Genomic DNA, 15469 nt, shown 5'->3' with positions numbered 1-15469 from the left:
TCCGATCCCCATTGCGCGTGCCCGAGATCGCATGTCGAAGCCCAGGCCCCAGTCCAAGTCCTTCTTCAAGGCGCTGACCGAGACCGGCCCGTTGATCGCGCTGGGGACGGCGCTTGCGATTCTGCTTTCGATCGCGGGACCGGCCTCGGCGCAGTTCTTCAACTTCCCCGGCTTCGGCGGCCCGCCGCAGCGCCAGGCCCCGCAACGCGGCGGCGGTGGCCGCGATGGCGGCTGGTTCGGCGGCGACTTCTTCGCGCCATTCCAGCAACAACAGCAGCAGGCACCGCGCCAGGATTTTTCGCGCGCACCGGCCCCAGCCAAGCGCGACGCGATTGCCGACAAGAACGTGCTGGTGATCGGCGACGCCATGGCCGACTGGCTCGCTTACGGTCTGGAGGACGCCTACAGCGAGCAGCCCGACATGGGCGTGATCCGCAAGCACAAGACCACGTCCGGCCTGATCAAATACCAGCCGAAGGGCGAGCCCTCGGATTGGACGACTGCTGCGAAAGGCATTTTGGAGACCGACAAGCCTGATGTGATCGTCGTCATGCTCGGCCTCAATGATCGCATCTCGATCCGCGAGGCCGCGCCCGACAAATCGGACAAGGCCTCGGACAAGGACAAGGACAAGGACAAGAAAAACGACAAGGGCGCCCGCGCCAAGCCGCAAGGAAAGGGTGACGCAAAGCCCGGCGATGCAAAGCCCGGCGACACTGCCGCCAAGCCGGACGACAAGCCCGCCGATGCCGACTTGCCGCAGGATGACGCCGACAACGCCGACACGCCGGCGGCCGCGCCGGAAAAGACTGCGCGCAACCCGAACGGCCTCTACGAATTCCGCGACGAGCGCTGGGTCGAGCTCTACGGCAAGAAGATCGAGGAGCTCGCCAACGTCCTCAAGAGCAAGGGCGTGCCGGTGCTCTGGGTCGGCCTGCCCGCGATCCGCGGCCCCAAGGGCACGGCGGACATGCTGTTCCTGGATTCGCTCTATCGCGAAGGCGCGGCCAAGGCCGGCATCACCTATGTCGACGTCTGGGACGGCTTCGTCGACGACGCCGGCCGCTTCCTCCAGAAGGGCCCGGACTTCGAAGGCCAGATCCGTCAACTCCGCAGCGGTGACGGCGTCTATTTCACCAAGCCCGGCGCGCGAAAACTCGCGCATTACGTCGAGCGCGAGATCACGCGCCTGCTGGCGGGACGCTCCGGCCCGATCGCGCTGCCGAGCGAGCCGGCGACGCCCGACACCAGCGCCGAGCCCGGCAAGCCCGCGCCGCGGCCGCTCGCCGGCCCGATCGTGCCGCTGATTGCGGCCTCGATTTCGACCGATCAATTGCTGGGTGGGCCGGGCTCGCGTCCCGCCGCCGTCGATGCACTCGCTGCGAAGACGATGGTGAAGGGTGAGCCGCTGGCCGCGCCCGCGGGTCGTGCCGATGATTATGCCTGGCCGCGCCGCGAAGTCGGCCGCGAGCAGGCCAAGGGCGATACGCCGATGGCCGCGACGAATCCTGACGGCAGCGCTGCTTCGGGTACGCCCGGCGCAGCCGCAGCGATCGCGCCGCAAAAGCTCGCGCCGAAGAAGCCGGTGGTGCAGCAGCCGGCACAGGCCCAACCGTCATTGCGCGATTTCTTCGGCTTCGGCTCCCCGCAGCCAGCGCCGCGTCAACTGGCGCCGGGGCCGCGCAACCCGAATCCCAATCCCGCGATCCCGCGTCCGCCGGGTAATGTCGGGCGTTCGGCCGAAGTCATCCGATAATTGATATCGCGATAATTGATCTCGTGTCCCGGACGCGGCGCAGCACCTCTTGGTTATGCGACGCAGAGCCGGGATCCAGCACGTGCGACACTCACAAAAGAATGGGCCCCGGCTCTGCAACGCGGCGTTTCCGGACGATGCTACGCATCGCCTGGGCCGCATTGCGACCGGGGCACGCGAATGCGTGTTTGTGGCTCAGCCGTAATAGCGCCAGCGCGGCGGCGGACGGCGGGCGGGGCGCGACATCAGAAGCGCAAGCGCAAAGCCGATGCCGCCGGCGACCAGAAGTGCACCGAACGGATTGTCCTGCACCTTCTTCGAGATCGCCTGCGAACCGTCACGGAACGTGTCGCCGCTATTCTCGTAGGCATCCTTGGCATAACCGGCCGCCGTCTCGCTGGCGTCACGCACGGCGTCCTTGGCCTGGCCGTAAAGATTCTGCACGGTGCCGGCGGCCTCGCGCGCCTTGCCGGACGCCTGTGTCTGCGCATCGCCTGCGAGATCACCGACAGCGCCTTCCGCGCGTCCGGCGAATTCCTTGGCCGATCCGACAATCCGATCCTTGTCCATGATGCTCCTCCTTGGGGGTCTGCCGGAGTAACCGATCAGGAGCGGCGCGGTTCCAATCCTTTCCGAAAGTGTAGCCCGGGTGAGCGAAGCGATACCCGGGAACGGGGCGAGCAAAGTCCCGGATATCGCTTCGCTCATCCGGGCTACAAGGCGTTACAGGATCAACCCGCCATCGACGACCAGAGTCTGGCCTATGATGTAGGACGACAGCGGCGAGGCCAGGAACAATGCCGCGCCCGCCATGTCGGCCGGCGTGCCCAATCGCCGCAGCGGAATGCGTGACAATGCGCCTTCGAGCCGCTTGGGATTGTCGGTGGTCACTTTCGTCATCTTGGTGTCGACGAGGCCGGGCGCGATGCCGTTGACGCGGATGCCGTCTTCGGCCCAGGCCTCACCGAGCGTGCGGGTCAATCCGACCGCGCCTGTTTTCGAGGCGTTGTAGGCGGGATTGCCCATGGTGGAATGATAGGCCGCGGTCGAGGACACCATGATCAGTGCGCCTTTTGAATCCCGCAACATGGAATGAAAGCGCGTCGCACACGCCATCAGGCTCATCAGATTGACCTCGACGACCTTGCGGAAGCCGGCCATCTCGAACTCGCCGCGGCGATAGAGCACCGCGCCCTGCGCGAGCACCAGGATGTCGAGCCGGTCGAACGTCGGCATGAATGTTTCGATCGCACTGGGGTTGCTGACGTCGAGCTGCGCGTAAGCAAGGCCGGTGAGATCGGAGCCTTCCTCCGCAAGATATTCCTTCGCGTGAGCACGCGTGCCGCAAACCGCAACAGCTGCGCCCCTCGCGCGAAAGGCTTGCGCGATGCCGTTGCCGATACCGCTGGAACCGCCGACCACCAGCATCTGCTTGCCTGAGAAATCCAGCTCGTTCGCCATCGCGGCCTCCCCTTTTGTTTTGCTTGTTTGACCTGTCTGCGGATCGATGCCAGCCTTGTCAATCATAACAACAAACAAGACGCCGCGAGGAAACAGCATGTCCGACTTCAAGCAGCTCAGCAGGTCGGTGAAGGGCCTGACCGTTCTCGTCACGGGCGCGGCCAGCGGCATGGGGCGCGCGACCGCGCGTGTGTTCGCCAGCGAGGGCGCGAACGTTGCCGTCACCGATTACGAGGCGCAAGGCGCGCATGCGGTTGCCAAGGCGATTGCAGCGAACGGCGGATCGGCGGAGGCCTGGAAGCTCGACGTCGCCGACGGCGGCGAGATCAAGCGCGTGGTTAGTGATGTCGCGGCGCATTTCGGCGGGCTCGACATCGTCATCAACAATGCCGGCATCTCCGTGCGCGTCGCTATCGACGACGAGGCTTACGAAGACGCCTGGGCCAAAGGTATCGCCGTGATGTTGACGGCGCATCCACGCATCATCCGCGCGGCGCTGCCTCACCTGCGCAAATCGAAGAGCCCGCGCATCGTCAACATTGCCTCGACCGAGGCGCTCGGCGCGACCGGATTGCACAGCCCCTATTCGGCAGCGAAGGGCGGTGTCGCGAGCCTGACGCGCTCTCTCGCCGTCGAGCTCGGCCGCGAAGGCATCACCGTCAACTGCATCTGTCCGGGGCCGATCCGGACCGCCATCACTGATCGCATTTCCGAGGAGCACAAGACGATCTATGCCAAGCGCCGCACAGCACTCGGCCGCTATGGCGACCCCGAAGAGGTCGCGCACATGACGCTGAGCCTGTGCCTGCCGGCGGCGTCGTTTCTCACCGGTGCGGTGATCCCGGTCGACGGCGGGTTGATGGCGCGCAACGCGTAAGAGCCATGCGCGGCCTGCGTTGACAACGCCGGTTACGGGAGTAGCTTTTTCACCAGCAGAGCGGGACCAACCGCTCGCGGTTCGCGGGAGAGACGCCATGACGATCGCCATCCGGCAGCTTCAGACGCATTTTGTCGGCGAGGTGTCCGGCCTCGATCTGCGAAAGCCGCTCACCGAGACCGAGGCGCGCGAGGTCGAGGCCGCCATGGACAAATATGCGGTGCTCGTCTTCCACGACCAGGACATTAACGACGAGCAGCAGATGGCGTTTGCGCTGAATTTTGGCCAGCGTGAAGATGCGCGCGGCGGCACCGTCACACAGGCGAAAGACTATCGGCTCCAGTCGGGCCTCAACGACGTCAGCAATCTCGGCAAGGACGGCAAGCCGCTGGCGAAGGACAGCCGCACGCATCTGTTCAACCTCGGCAATTGCCTGTGGCATTCCGACAGCTCGTTCCGTCCCATCCCCGCAAAATTCTCGCTGCTGTCGGCGCGCGTGGTGAACCCGAAGGGCGGCAACACCGAGTTCGCCGACATGCGCGCGGCCTATGACGCGCTCGACGACGAGACCAAGATGGAGATCGACGATCTCGTCTGCGAGCACTCGCTGATGTATTCGCGGGGCTCGCTCGGCTTCACCGAATATACCGACGACGAGAAGCAGATGTTCAAGCCGGTGCTGCAGCGGCTGGTGCGGACGCATCCGGTGCATCGCCGCAAGTCGCTGTATCTGTCATCGCACGCCGGCAAGATCGTCAGCATGAGCGTGCCCGAGGGACGGCTGCTGCTGCGCGATCTGAACGAGCACGCGACCAACGCAGAGTTCGTCTACGTCCACAAATGGAAGCTGCATGATCTCGTGATGTGGGACAACCGCCAGACCATGCACCGCGTCCGCCGCTACGACCAGTCGCAACCGCGCGACATGCGGAGGGCGACGGTGGCGGGAACGGAGCCTACGGTGCAGCAGCAGGCGGCGGAGTAGGCCCCGCTGCCTCCGTCATTGCTTCGTCGCTTCGCTCCTCGCAATGACGACGGTGAGGGCCATGCTACGCCCCCCAACCAACTACGCGTGCCCGGCCTCGTTCGAGAGCATGCCGGGATCGATGCCGATCTTGCGCAGGGCCCGCCCGTACTTCTCATCGACGTCGTCGCCAAAAATCAGATCCGCATCGGCGTCGCAATGCAGCCAGCCGTTGCTCTGGATCTCGGTCTCGAGCTGACCGGGCGCCCAGCCGGCATAGCCGAGCGCGAGGATGGCGTGCTTGGGGCCGGAGCCGTTGGCGATCGCGCGCAGGATGTCGACGGTCGCGGTGAGGCAGACGCCGCCGTCGATCCGCAGCGTCGCGTTCTCGATGTAAAAGTCGCTGGAATGCAGCACGAAGCCGCGGCCGGTATCGACCGGGCCGCCGCGCAGCACCTTCATGCTCTCGGCATTCTCCGGCAGCTTGATGTGCTCGCCCTTCTTGATGATGCCGAGCTGCTCCAACAGTTCGGGGAAGTCGATGCTGCCGGCCGGATGGTTGACGATGATGCCCATGGCGCCTTCGGCCGAATGGGCGCAGAGATAGATCACCGAACGCTCGAAGCGGGGATCGCCCATCACCGGCATCGCGATCAGAAGCTGGCCATCGAGATAGCCGGCCGAGTTGGCAAGCGCGGGGCTCGCGCCGCGGGTGCTTTCGCCAATTCGCTTGCCTGTGGGAGCCATCGGTAAACCACTCCGGTTTCAATTCCTATCCTGATGTCGGGCCGGCCCGCTGTCAAATCAAGGCTTGCGGAGACTTGTTTCGAATGTATCCATCACAAGCAATTCAATGGTTTGCCCCGCGGTGACCCTGTAAAGACGTGCCATGCTCACACAAGTTCCCCTGCGTGCGGCGATTGGCGTCGCGACAACCTTGCTTGCGTCGTCACTGGCGATGGGGGCCCATGCCGACGATTCTTCGCCGTGGCAGCGCGACGGACATTCCGCGGTACGGCTGCTCGCGGGATCGCGCAGCGGCGCGGTCCTGCTCGGCGGCATCGCCTTCCAGATCCAGCCGGGATGGAAGACCTATTGGCGCATGCCCGGCGATTCCGGCGTTCCGCCGCGGTTCGACTTCTCGAAGTCGGACAATGTCGAAGCGGTGACAGTGATGTGGCCGGCGCCGCTGAAGTTCGACGACGGCGCGGGCGGCCATTCGATCGGCTATCACGACCAGATCGTGCTGCCCTTGCGCATCGTCGCCAAGGCCGCCGACAAGCCGGTGACGCTGCGCGCCGAGATCAATTACGCGGTCTGCGAAAAGCTCTGCATTCCCGTCGAGGCCAGTGCCGAGCTCGGCTTCAACAGCGTCGCCTCGACCGAGGACACGAACTTGCGTGCCGCGCTGGACACCGTGCCGAAGCCCGCCAATATCGGCGATCCCAATCCGCTGACCATCCGCGACGTCAAGCGCGACGGGCCCAAGAACGTGCTGGTCGACGTGGTCGTGCCCGACAACCGCAACGTCAATCTTTTCGTGGAAGGGCCGACCCTAGAGTGGTCGCTGCCGATCCCGGAGCCGGTCAAGGAGAGCCCGCCCGGCGTGAAGCGATTTTCGTTCGAGCTCGATGGACTGCCGCCGGGCGCCAAGCCTGATGGTGCGGCGCTGAAATTCACGCTGGTCGGGCCGGAGAAGTCGTACGAGTTCAATACGAATCTGGAGTGAGCCCGAGCCGTCGTCCCGGCGAAGGCGAGGACGACACCGCGGATAGGGCGACAGCGCCACCACCCAACCGAATCTTAACGAATGGTTGCTAATTCCCAAGGCTGCCGCAGCATGCGGGACGCCCTGGGGATCCTCGACGTGGCCGTGATGGATGCAGAACCCGCAACGACCGGACCGGCCGGGCTGATCGGGCGGCTGCGTGCCAAATTGACGGGCGGCTCGAGCGAGGCGTCGCTGACGCGGCGGCTGGCCGGCACCATCTTCATCATCCGCGTCATCAGCGCCGGCCTTGCCTATTTCTCGCAGGTCCTGCTCGCGCGCTGGATGGGCACGTCCGACTACGGCATCTATGTCTATGTCTGGACCTGGGTGTTGCTGCTCGGCAGCATGATGGATTTCGGCATCTCCGCTTCCGCGCAAAAAATCATTCCGGAATATCGCAGCAGCGGCGAGCATGCGCTGCTGCGCGGCTTTCTCTCCGGCAGCCGCTGGCTGACCTTCGCGGTGTCCGCGCTGGTGTCGCTTGGGCTTGCCGGTATCGTGAGGCTGCTGTCGCCCTGGATCGACCCGGCCGAGGTGCTGCCGCTTTATATCGGCTGCATGACGCTGCCCGCCTTCGTCGTCGCCAACACCCAGGACGGTATCGCGCGCTCGCATGACTGGATGCAGCTCGGCCTGATGCCGCAATTCATCATCCGCCAGGCGCTGATCATCGGCATCACCGCCTCTGCCTTCCTGCTCGGCTATCATCTCGGCGCGGTCGCCGCGATGGTCGCGAGCCTGGGCGCGGTGTGGATCGCGATGACCGGGCAGATGCTGGTGCTGAACCGCAAGCTCGCCGATCACATCGAGCCCGGCCCGAAGGCCTACGACGTCAGCGGCTGGCTCGCGGTGTCGTTGCCTATCCTGCTGGTCGAGAGCTTTTACCTGCTGCTGTCCTACACCGACGTGCTGGTGCTTCAGCAATTCCGCCCCTCCGACGAGGTTGGCGTCTACTTCGCTGTCGTCAAGACGCTGGCGCTGGTCTCCTTCATTCACTACGCGATGTCGGCGACGACCGCGCATCGCTTCGCCGAATACAACGCAGCCGGCGACAAGGCGCGCCTGTCGGCCTATGTCGCCCATGCCATCAACTGGACGTTCTGGCCGTCGCTGGCAGCGACCATTGTACTGCTCGCGCTCGGCAAGCCGCTGCTGTGGTTGTTCGGCCCGCAATTCATGGTCGGCTACGACATCATGTTCGTCGCCGCGATCGGCCTCGTGGTGCGCTCTGCTATCGGCCCGGTCGAGCGCCTGCTCAACATGCTCGGCCAGCAGAAGATCTGCGCGCTCGCCTATGCGCTGGCCTTCGTCATGAACGTCGTGCTCTGCATCGCGTTGGTGCCGCGCTACGGCGGCCATGGCGCCGCGGCCGCGACCTCGATCTCGCTCACCTTCGAGACCGTGCTGCTGTTCTGGATCGTGCGGCAGCGGCTCGGCCTGCACGTGCTGGCGTTCGGCAAGCGCAGGGACTGAAACGCGTCAGCCGTTCTGCAGGGCGACGGTTCCGGCATCCCCGACCAGCAGCGCATCGAGCATCTTGCGGCCGGAATTATCCGCCTGCATCAACGGGTCGGACTTGAACATCGCCTTGAGGAAGCTCGAGACGGCACGAATGCGCGGCACGAACTGGAGATCGCTGTGGACGTTGATCCAGACGTCCCGCGTCGTCGACATCTTTTCGTGCAGCACCGGGATCAGATCGTTGCGGCCGGCCACCGCAAAGCTCGGCAGCAGCACGAGGCCGATGCCGCCGGCAGCGGCGTTCATCTGCGCGATCATGCTGTTGGAGTGAAAGCTCACCGGCGGGTTGCGGATGATGTCGTCGAGCCAGCGTACCGAGTCGAGCTGGATCAGATCGTCGATGTAGGTGACGAAGCTGTGGCGCGCGAGATCCGCGGGCCGTTCGGGCATGCCTTCGCGCGCGAGATAGTCGGGTGAACCGTAGAGGCCGAGCTGGAAGCTGCCGAGCCGCTCCGACACCATGCCCTGCCCCGGCGGACGGAAGAAGCTGAGGAAGAGATCAGCCTCGCGCCGGTTGACCGAGACCGCCTGCGGCGACGTCAGGAGCTCGATGGTCAGGTCGGGATAGCGCTGCCGCAAAGGCGCGAAACGAAACGCCAGATAGAGCGAAGCGATGCCTTCCATCGTGGCGAGCCTGACCCGGCCCGCCATCCGGCCGCCGCCGCGCTGCACGTCCTGATGCATCGCAATAACGGCGCTTTCGATCCGCTCGGCATGACAGAGCAGGCGCTCGCCGGCCTCGTTGACGCGCAGGCCTTGCGGCGAGCGCTCGAACAAGGCCGCGCCGAGCGCGCATTCGAGATGCGCGATCCGGCGGCTGATGGTGGACTGATCGACCCGCAGCCGCTTCGCCGCGCTGCCAAGGCTGCCGCCGCGGGCCGCGTGAAGGAAGATCTTGAGGTCGTCCCAGTCGAGTGAGTTGAACTCCTGCATGGCCCCCCCAAACAGCAAGCGCTGTGCCACCGGGGTACGGTGGGGCGGATTGCCGCCGTCTGCAAGCCGTCTTGCAGGATTGTCTGTATCAGGGTCCTGGGGACGCCATTAGCCTGACCTGAACCAAGGACAAAGCCATGCTTCCCCGCTTCAAGGCCGCCGCAGTGCACGCGGCGCCGGTGTTTCTCGACCGTTCGGCGACCACAAAAAAGGCAATCTCGCTCATCCGAGAGGCAGCCGCCGCCGGCGCCGGGATCGTGGCATTGTCCGAGACATTCATTCCCGCGTTCCCGGTATGGGCGGCGCTCTGGGCTCCCATCGACAATCACGACCTGTTCGTGCGCATGGCCGACCAGTCGGTGCTGGTCGACGGCCCGGAGATCAAAGCAATCCGCGACGAAGCACGCGCGCTCGGCATCGTGGTCTCGATCGGCATCAGCGAGAAATCGCCGGCGAGCGTCGGTGCCATCTGGAATACCAACTTGCTGATCGGCGAGGACGGCGAGATCCTCAACCACCATCGCAAGCTGGTGCCGACCTTCTACGAGAAGCTGATCTGGAGCAACGGTGATGGCGCGGGCCTGCGCGTAGTCGACACCAGGCTCGGCAAGATCGGGCAACTGATCTGCGGCGAGAACACCAATCCCTTGGCACGCTATTCGCTGATGGCTCAGGGTGAGCAATTGCACATCTCGAGCTGGCCGCCGGTCTGGCCAACCCGCCGGCCGGCCGCGGGCGGCAACTACCACATCGCGGCGGCGACAAGGATTCGCGCTGCCGCGCATTGCTTCGAAGCAAAGGTGTTCGGCCTCGTCACCGCCGGCGTGCTCGACAAGGCGGCGCGCGACATGTTGGTGGCGCGCGATGCCTCGGCCGCCGCGGTGCTGGACGCCACGCCGCGCGCGGAAACCTTCTTCCTCGATCCGACCGGAGAGCAGATCGGCGACGCGCTGCGCGACGAGGAAGGCATCCTCTATGCCGAGATCGATCTCAACCGCTGCGTCGAGCCGAAACAGTTTCACGACGTGGTCGGCTATTACAACCGTTTCGATATCTTCGACCTCAGCGTCGATCGTCGCCGGCTCACCCCGGTGTCTTTCACCGGCGACGCGGCGACGACGGACGCGGCAACCGATACCCGACCCCACACCAAGATCGACGCCGGCGCGTGAGCCGGGCTTTGTCTCCAACCGCAATCCACCAGCCGATCCGGCGGTGACGAAACATGGAAGGTGAGTCATGAAGTTTGACCGTCGTCAGATCCTGCTCGGAAGCGCCGGCGCCGCCGCCAGCCTGATGCTTCCAGACGTCGCCTTGCTTTCAGGTGGCGCCGCCTGGGCACAGACACCGGCCAGCATCGGGACTTTTCCGGACGGCGTCACCGCGGACTCGGTCTTCGTCGGGTTGACCATCCCGCTCACCGGCGTGTTCTCCGGCGACGGCGGCGACCTCAAGCTCGGCTACGAGCTCGCCATCGCAGAAATCAATGCGGGCAGCGACGCCGCGAAAAAATGGGGCTTGCAGGGCAAGGGCGTGCTCGGCCGCCAGATCCGCTACAAGGTGTCCGACACCGAAGGAAAGCCCAATCTCGACGTGCAGAGCGCGACGCAGTTCATCCAGCGCGACAAGGCGATCATGCTGGCCGGCTCGGTGTCGAGCGCCAGCGCGATCGCGCTGGAAGAGCTCGGCTCGCGCGAAAAGGTGCTCTACATGGTCGGCATCGCCGGCTCCAACGACATCACCGGCAAGAACTGCCAGCGCTACGGCTTCCGCTCGCAGCAGAACGCCTACATGGCCGCCAAGGCGCTCGCGCCGGTCGTCGCCAAGGCGCTCGGCAAGAACATGAAGACCGCGTTCCTGGTGCCCGACTATACCTACGGTCATACGGTCTATGACAGCTTCGCAAAATTCTCCAAAGAGCAGGGCTGGCAGCAGGTCGCCAAGGAAGTCGTCCCGCTCGGCACCACCGACTATTCCTCGGCGCTGCTCAACATCGCCAACAGCGGCGCCGACGTGTTCGTCAACATCGCCTTCGGCGCCGATGCGGTGGCCTCCACCAAGCAGGCCGAGCAGTTCGGCGTGCTCAAGCGCATGAAGCTGGTGGTACCGAACCTGTCGTCGTTCCAGGACAAGGAGCTCGGCGCCGAGATCATGCAGGGCGTCTATGGCAGCTGCGACTTCTGGTGGACGCTGTCGGACCGCTATCCGCTCGCCAAGGGCTTCGTCGACGCCTTCGTCGCGCAGAACAAATATCATCCGCGCTGGGGCGCCCATATCGGCTACATGCAGACCTATCTCTGGGCGCTGACGGTCGAGCGCGTGAAGAGCTTCAATCCGGTCGAGATCATCAAGGCGATGGAAGCTTCGAAAGAGCAGCCTTACGAGACCACGATCGGCAAGGTGTATTTCCGCGCCGAGGATCACCAGATGGTGCGTCCGATCCCGATCCTGCGCGGCAAGGCGCCGGCCGAGATGACGAGCCCGGAGGATTATTACGAGATCGTCGACGTTGCCGACGGCGAAAGCGTGATGAATCCGCCGGACCAATTCGGCTGCAAGCTCGGCCCCTATACCTGAGCCATCATGATGCCGAGCTGGCCCGCCCTCGCCTCGCAGGCCTTCAACGGCCTGGCCCTCGGTTCGCTGCTGGCGCTCGTCAGCAGCGGCCTGACCATCATCCTCGGCACGCTCGGCGTGCTGAACTTTGCGCATGGCGCGCTGTTCGCCGTGGGCGCCTATGCCGCCGTCGTCATGCTGCAATATACGCAATCGTTCCTGCTCGCGATCGCGGTCGGCTGCGGCTTCATGCTGGTGCTCGGTTTCCTGCTCGAGCGCTTCATCATCCGCCTGTTCTACGACCGGCCGGATGAGGATCAGATCCTCGTCACCTATGGCGTCGGAATCGTGCTCGTGGAGTCCGTGCGCGCCATCTTCGGCGGCAACGCCCAGCGCGCGCCGACGCCGTCATGGGGACAGGGCGCCACCCAGCTCGGCTTCCTGATCTATCCGACCTACCGCCTCCAGCTCATTGCGATCATCGCGATGCTGCTGCTCGGCCTCTATCTCGTGCTCTACCGTACCTCGATGGGCCTCGTGGTTCGCGCCGGCATCGAGAACCCGCGCATGGTCGGCATCCTCGGCATCAATTTGCGGCGCACGTTCATGCTTGTGTTCGCGATCGGAATCGTCGCGGTCGGGCTGGCGGGGATGCTCTATGCGCCGGTCGTCGCCGTGACGCCGGACATGGGCGCCAACTTCATGGCGCAATCCTTCGTCGTGATCGTGCTCGGCGGCCTCGGCTCGTTCCCCGGCGCCGTGGTCGGCGGTCTCATTGCCGGCGAGATCATCAGCCTGACCAGCGCGTTCAACTCCTCCTATTCGGAGGTGATGCTCTATGCGCTGATGGCGCTGCTGCTGGTGCTGCGACCGCAGGGCCTGTTTGGCTCGGAAGGACGCGTATGAGCAGCGCGCGATCGGGCGGGCTGCGGAGCCATGTTCCGGAACTCGCAGTATTCGTCACGCTGGTGGCGGCGCCTCTTGTGCTGCCGCATCTCGGCTTCTCGATCGACCTGCAGACGCGGGTGCTGAACTGGGGCCTGATCGGGCTCGGCTTCGATATCCTGTTCGGGCTGGCCGGCCTGCTCTCGTTCGGCCAGGCCGCGTTCTACGGCGTCGGCGGCTTCGTCACGGCCTATCTGCTGGTCTCCGGCGTCCTGAAGAGCGTGTGGCTGGCGCTCGCCGCCGGCACGATATCGGCGGGCGCGTTCGGGCTCATCGTCGGCTGGCTCGCGGTGCGCCGCATCGGCATCTACTTCACGATGATTACGCTCGCCTTCGGCCAGATGGCCTATTTCATCGAGAATTCGCCGCTGTCGCACTATACGGGTGGCGAGAACGGCATTCCCGGTGTGCCGGTGCCCGTGCTCGGTTTCGGCGACCACGCCATCCGCATCGGCGCGGGCCTGCCGATGTATATTCTGTTCGCGGTGATCTTCTTCGCTGCTTACGTACTAGCGCGCCGCATCGTCCGCTCGCCGGTGGGCGCGATCCTGCTCGCCATCAAGGAGAACACGGCGCGTGTTGCGATGCTCGGCCACAACGTGCCGGCCTACAAGCTCGCCGCCTTCGTCATCGCCGCGCTCTATGCCGGGCTTGCCGGCGGTCTGCTCGGCTCGTTCCAGAGCTACATGCCGCCGGATGCGTTCTCGCTGGAAACCTCCGGCCAGCTGGTGGTCCAGACCATTGTCGGCGGCGCCAACACCTTGATCGGGCCGCTGGTCGGGGCCGCACTGTGGCTATGGCTGCGCGACAACCTCCAGCTCATTCCCGGCCTCACCACGCTGTGGAAGCTGGTACTCGGCATCGCGTTCATCGTGCTGGTGGTCGGCCTGCGTCGCGGCATCTGCGGCGAGATCATCCATTGGTGGAGCGAACGCCGAAGCCTCGCCGCACGGCAGGCCGCGGAAGCCGTGACCGAAGCGATCGAAGCCCGCGGGAGCGCGGCGACGACGGGATCGCGCCGGACGCACGACACTGCGCTGCCGCTGCCATCACCCCTCACCAGCGAGAGCGATATCGCCTTGGAAGCGTGCGCGCTGGCGCGGCACTATGGCGGGCTGAAAGCCGTCGACGGCGTCTCGTTCAGGGTGCGCTGCGGCTCCATCCACGCCGTGATCGGCCCGAACGGCGCCGGCAAGAGCACGCTGTTCAAGATGCTGCTCGACGAGGTCAGCCCGACCTCGGGCCATGTGCTGCTGTTCGGATCGCAGGTGACAGGCCACGGCGTCAGCCGCGCCGCACAGTTCGGCATCGCCAAGTCCAACCAACTCAACCAATTGTTTCCGAACCTCTCGGTGCGGAAGAATTTGCGCATCGCGGCGCTGGCGCGGCGCCGTGGGCCGCTGCGGATCGACCTGCTGCGCGCGGCCGACAGCCTGCCGGATGTGGAAGCCCAGATCGATGCGATCATGGCGCTGCTCGACCTCGGCGCGCGCGCCGATACGCCGACGCATATCCTGGCCTATGGCGAGAAGCGGCGGCTCGAGATCGGCATGGCGCTCGCCACCAGCCCGAAGGTGCTGTTGCTCGACGAGCCGCTCGCCGGCATGAGCCCGTCGGAGCGAATTGCGACCTGCGCGCTGATCCGCGACATCGCGAAAGCCTGCACCATCGTCATCGTCGAGCACGATCTCGACGCAATCTTCGGCCTCGCCGAGCACATCACGGTGCTCTATGAGGGCCGGCTGCTGGCCGACGGCACCGCCGACGAGATCCGCGGCAACAAGCAGGTCCAGGACGCTTATCTCGGAGGGCTTCACGCGCATGAGCCTGCTTGAAGTCGACCGCATCAACACGCTCTACGGCGATTCCCACGTGCTGTTCGACCTGTCGATCCGGGTCGAGGAAGGCGAGGTCGTAGCACTGCTCGGCCGCAACGGCGCCGGCAAGACCACGACGCTACGCTCGATCATGGGCGTGCTGACGCCGAAGAGCGGCGAGATCAGGCTCGGCGGCAAACCGATCAGCGGACTGGCGCCGTCCGCCATCGCCAATATGGGCGTACAGCTCGTGCCGGAGGAGCGCGCGATCTTTGGCGGCCTGACGGTAGAGGAGAACCTGCGCGTCGCCGCGTTGACCGCGCCGAATGCGTGGTCGTTCGAGCGCATCTACGGCATATTTCCGCGCCTGAAGGAGCGCCGCAAATCGCTAGGGAGGACGCTGTCAGGCGGCGAGCAGCAGATGCTCTCGATTGCGCGCGCGCTGATCCGCGATGCCCGCATCATCCTGCTCGACGAGCCCTTCGAGGGGCTGGCACCCCTGATCGTCCGCGATCTCGTCAACGTCGCCGCGGGCCTCGCGCGCGAAGGCCGCACCATGATCGTGGTGGAGCAGAACGTCGCCGCGGCGCTCAGCTTTGCCACCCGCGTCTACGGCCTCAACAACGGCCATGTGGTGTTCGAGGGCACCTCGGCCGAGCTCACCGCCAACCCGGACCTGGCGCGGGATTTCCTCGGCGTCGGCGCGTGACCCCGCGCGGACGGCTATTCCGCGAAACGACGCCGATTTGGTCGAAATGACTGCCCGGCGCCTCCCCGCAGCATGATTTTTCTTATTCCATCCAAGCAGTTGCACCACAGGGAAAGTTTATTCTACGTCGTATTGCTCAACCGACGAGATAAACCTAGA

At 65.2% G+C, this 15469-nt stretch carries 14 protein-coding genes; 10 read left to right on the top strand and 4 right to left on the bottom strand.

What is annotated here, in order from left to right:
- Positions 1-31: 31 nt before the first annotated feature.
- Complete coding sequence (locus BMW89_RS29715) at positions 32-1756, top strand: SGNH/GDSL hydrolase family protein (RefSeq protein WP_092032281.1); 1725 nt, start codon at positions 32-34, stop codon at positions 1754-1756.
- A gap of 195 nt (positions 1757-1951) precedes the next feature.
- Here the strand turns inward: BMW89_RS29715 and BMW89_RS29710 are convergent, their stop codons facing one another.
- A complete protein-coding gene (locus BMW89_RS29710) occupies positions 1952-2326 on the bottom strand; it encodes a CsbD family protein (RefSeq protein ID WP_092032277.1) in 375 nt (124 codons plus the stop codon).
- Between the two features lie 153 nt (positions 2327-2479).
- A complete protein-coding gene (locus tag BMW89_RS29705) occupies positions 2480-3217 on the bottom strand; it encodes an SDR family NAD(P)-dependent oxidoreductase (protein WP_092032392.1) in 738 nt (245 codons plus the stop codon).
- A 97-nt stretch (positions 3218-3314) separates the two neighbouring features.
- Here BMW89_RS29705 and BMW89_RS29700 point away from each other — a divergent pair, with 97 nt between their 5' ends.
- Together BMW89_RS29700 and BMW89_RS29695 are read left to right on the top strand one after the other, a co-directional pair.
- A complete protein-coding gene (locus BMW89_RS29700; RefSeq protein ID WP_177196407.1) occupies positions 3315-4094 on the top strand; it encodes an SDR family NAD(P)-dependent oxidoreductase in 780 nt (259 codons plus the stop codon).
- 97 nt (positions 4095-4191) lie between these two features.
- A complete protein-coding gene (locus BMW89_RS29695) occupies positions 4192-5079 on the top strand; it encodes a TauD/TfdA dioxygenase family protein (RefSeq protein WP_092032274.1) in 888 nt (295 codons plus the stop codon).
- A gap of 81 nt (positions 5080-5160) precedes the next feature.
- On the opposite strand, the gene BMW89_RS29690 is transcribed toward BMW89_RS29695, so the two are convergent.
- Positions 5161-5805 carry a YqgE/AlgH family protein gene (locus tag BMW89_RS29690; RefSeq protein ID WP_092032271.1) on the bottom strand — a complete coding sequence of 215 codons (645 nt, stop codon included), beginning with the start codon at positions 5803-5805 and terminating at the stop codon, positions 5161-5163.
- A gap of 142 nt (positions 5806-5947) precedes the next feature.
- On the opposite strand from BMW89_RS29690, the gene BMW89_RS29685 reads away from it, so the two are divergent.
- Positions 5948-6787, top strand: coding sequence for a protein-disulfide reductase DsbD domain-containing protein (locus BMW89_RS29685; protein WP_092032268.1), 840 nt, complete (start codon positions 5948-5950; stop codon positions 6785-6787).
- A gap of 138 nt (positions 6788-6925) precedes the next feature.
- Entirely contained in the window at positions 6926-8302 is a 1377-nt protein-coding gene (locus tag BMW89_RS29680; protein WP_177196415.1) for a flippase, read from the top strand.
- 6 nt (positions 8303-8308) lie between these two features.
- Here the strand turns inward: BMW89_RS29680 and BMW89_RS29675 are convergent, their stop codons facing one another.
- Entirely contained in the window at positions 8309-9283 is a 975-nt protein-coding gene (locus BMW89_RS29675) for a LysR family transcriptional regulator (RefSeq protein WP_092032383.1), read from the bottom strand.
- A gap of 137 nt (positions 9284-9420) precedes the next feature.
- Here BMW89_RS29675 and BMW89_RS29670 point away from each other — a divergent pair, with 137 nt between their 5' ends.
- The 5 genes from BMW89_RS29670 to BMW89_RS29650 all read left to right on the top strand — a co-directional run bounded on the left by BMW89_RS29670 (position 9421) and on the right by BMW89_RS29650 (position 15310).
- Positions 9421-10455: a carbon-nitrogen hydrolase family protein gene (locus BMW89_RS29670; protein ID WP_092032264.1), complete on the top strand. Its 1035-nt coding sequence runs from the start codon at positions 9421-9423 to the stop codon at positions 10453-10455.
- Between the two features lie 67 nt (positions 10456-10522).
- Positions 10523-11860, top strand: a complete 1338-nt coding sequence (locus BMW89_RS29665) for a substrate-binding protein (protein ID WP_092032263.1) — start codon at positions 10523-10525, stop codon at positions 11858-11860.
- A 9-nt stretch (positions 11861-11869) separates the two neighbouring features.
- The gene (locus tag BMW89_RS29660) at positions 11870-12745 is read left to right on the top strand and encodes a branched-chain amino acid ABC transporter permease (RefSeq protein WP_092032379.1); all 876 of its coding nucleotides are present in this window, start codon (positions 11870-11872) and stop codon (positions 12743-12745) included.
- Entirely contained in the window at positions 12742-14619 is a 1878-nt protein-coding gene (locus BMW89_RS29655) for a branched-chain amino acid ABC transporter ATP-binding protein/permease (protein ID WP_092032262.1), read from the top strand. Before BMW89_RS29660 ends, BMW89_RS29655 begins: the two co-directional genes overlap by 4 nt.
- Positions 14606-15310, top strand: coding sequence for an ABC transporter ATP-binding protein (locus tag BMW89_RS29650; RefSeq protein WP_092032261.1), 705 nt, complete (start codon positions 14606-14608; stop codon positions 15308-15310). The genes BMW89_RS29655 and BMW89_RS29650 overlap by 14 nt, the downstream gene beginning before the upstream one ends.
- Positions 15311-15469: the final 159 nt, after the last annotated feature.

The organism is Bradyrhizobium sp. OK095 (assembly GCF_900109945.1).
In the GTDB taxonomy this organism is placed as follows: Bacteria; Pseudomonadota; Alphaproteobacteria; order Rhizobiales; family Xanthobacteraceae; genus Bradyrhizobium.
This window is presented reverse-complemented; position numbering and strand designations above follow the sequence as displayed.

Excerpts from the sequence above, each read along its gene's own strand:
- BMW89_RS29695 (WP_092032274.1), top strand. The coding sequence starts at position 4,192 with ATGACGATCGCCATCCGGCAGCTTCAGACGCATTTTGTCGGCGAGGTG.
- BMW89_RS29650 (WP_092032261.1), top strand. The coding sequence starts at position 14,606 with ATGAGCCTGCTTGAAGTCGACCGCATCAACACGCTCTACGGCGATTCC.
- BMW89_RS29705 (WP_092032392.1), bottom strand. The coding sequence starts at position 3,217 with ATGGCGAACGAGCTGGATTTCTCAGGCAAGCAGATGCTGGTGGTCGGC.
- BMW89_RS29715 (WP_092032281.1), top strand. The coding sequence starts at position 32 with ATGTCGAAGCCCAGGCCCCAGTCCAAGTCCTTCTTCAAGGCGCTGACC.
- BMW89_RS29675 (WP_092032383.1), bottom strand. The coding sequence starts at position 9,283 with ATGCAGGAGTTCAACTCACTCGACTGGGACGACCTCAAGATCTTCCTT.
- BMW89_RS29700 (WP_177196407.1), top strand. The coding sequence starts at position 3,315 with ATGTCCGACTTCAAGCAGCTCAGCAGGTCGGTGAAGGGCCTGACCGTT.
- BMW89_RS29655 (WP_092032262.1), top strand. The coding sequence starts at position 12,742 with ATGAGCAGCGCGCGATCGGGCGGGCTGCGGAGCCATGTTCCGGAACTC.
- BMW89_RS29670 (WP_092032264.1), top strand. The coding sequence starts at position 9,421 with ATGCTTCCCCGCTTCAAGGCCGCCGCAGTGCACGCGGCGCCGGTGTTT.
- BMW89_RS29660 (WP_092032379.1), top strand. The coding sequence starts at position 11,870 with ATGCCGAGCTGGCCCGCCCTCGCCTCGCAGGCCTTCAACGGCCTGGCC.
- BMW89_RS29710 (WP_092032277.1), bottom strand. The coding sequence starts at position 2,326 with ATGGACAAGGATCGGATTGTCGGATCGGCCAAGGAATTCGCCGGACGC.
- BMW89_RS29665 (WP_092032263.1), top strand. The coding sequence starts at position 10,523 with ATGAAGTTTGACCGTCGTCAGATCCTGCTCGGAAGCGCCGGCGCCGCC.
- BMW89_RS29690 (WP_092032271.1), bottom strand. The coding sequence starts at position 5,805 with ATGGCTCCCACAGGCAAGCGAATTGGCGAAAGCACCCGCGGCGCGAGC.
- BMW89_RS29685 (WP_092032268.1), top strand. The coding sequence starts at position 5,948 with ATGCTCACACAAGTTCCCCTGCGTGCGGCGATTGGCGTCGCGACAACC.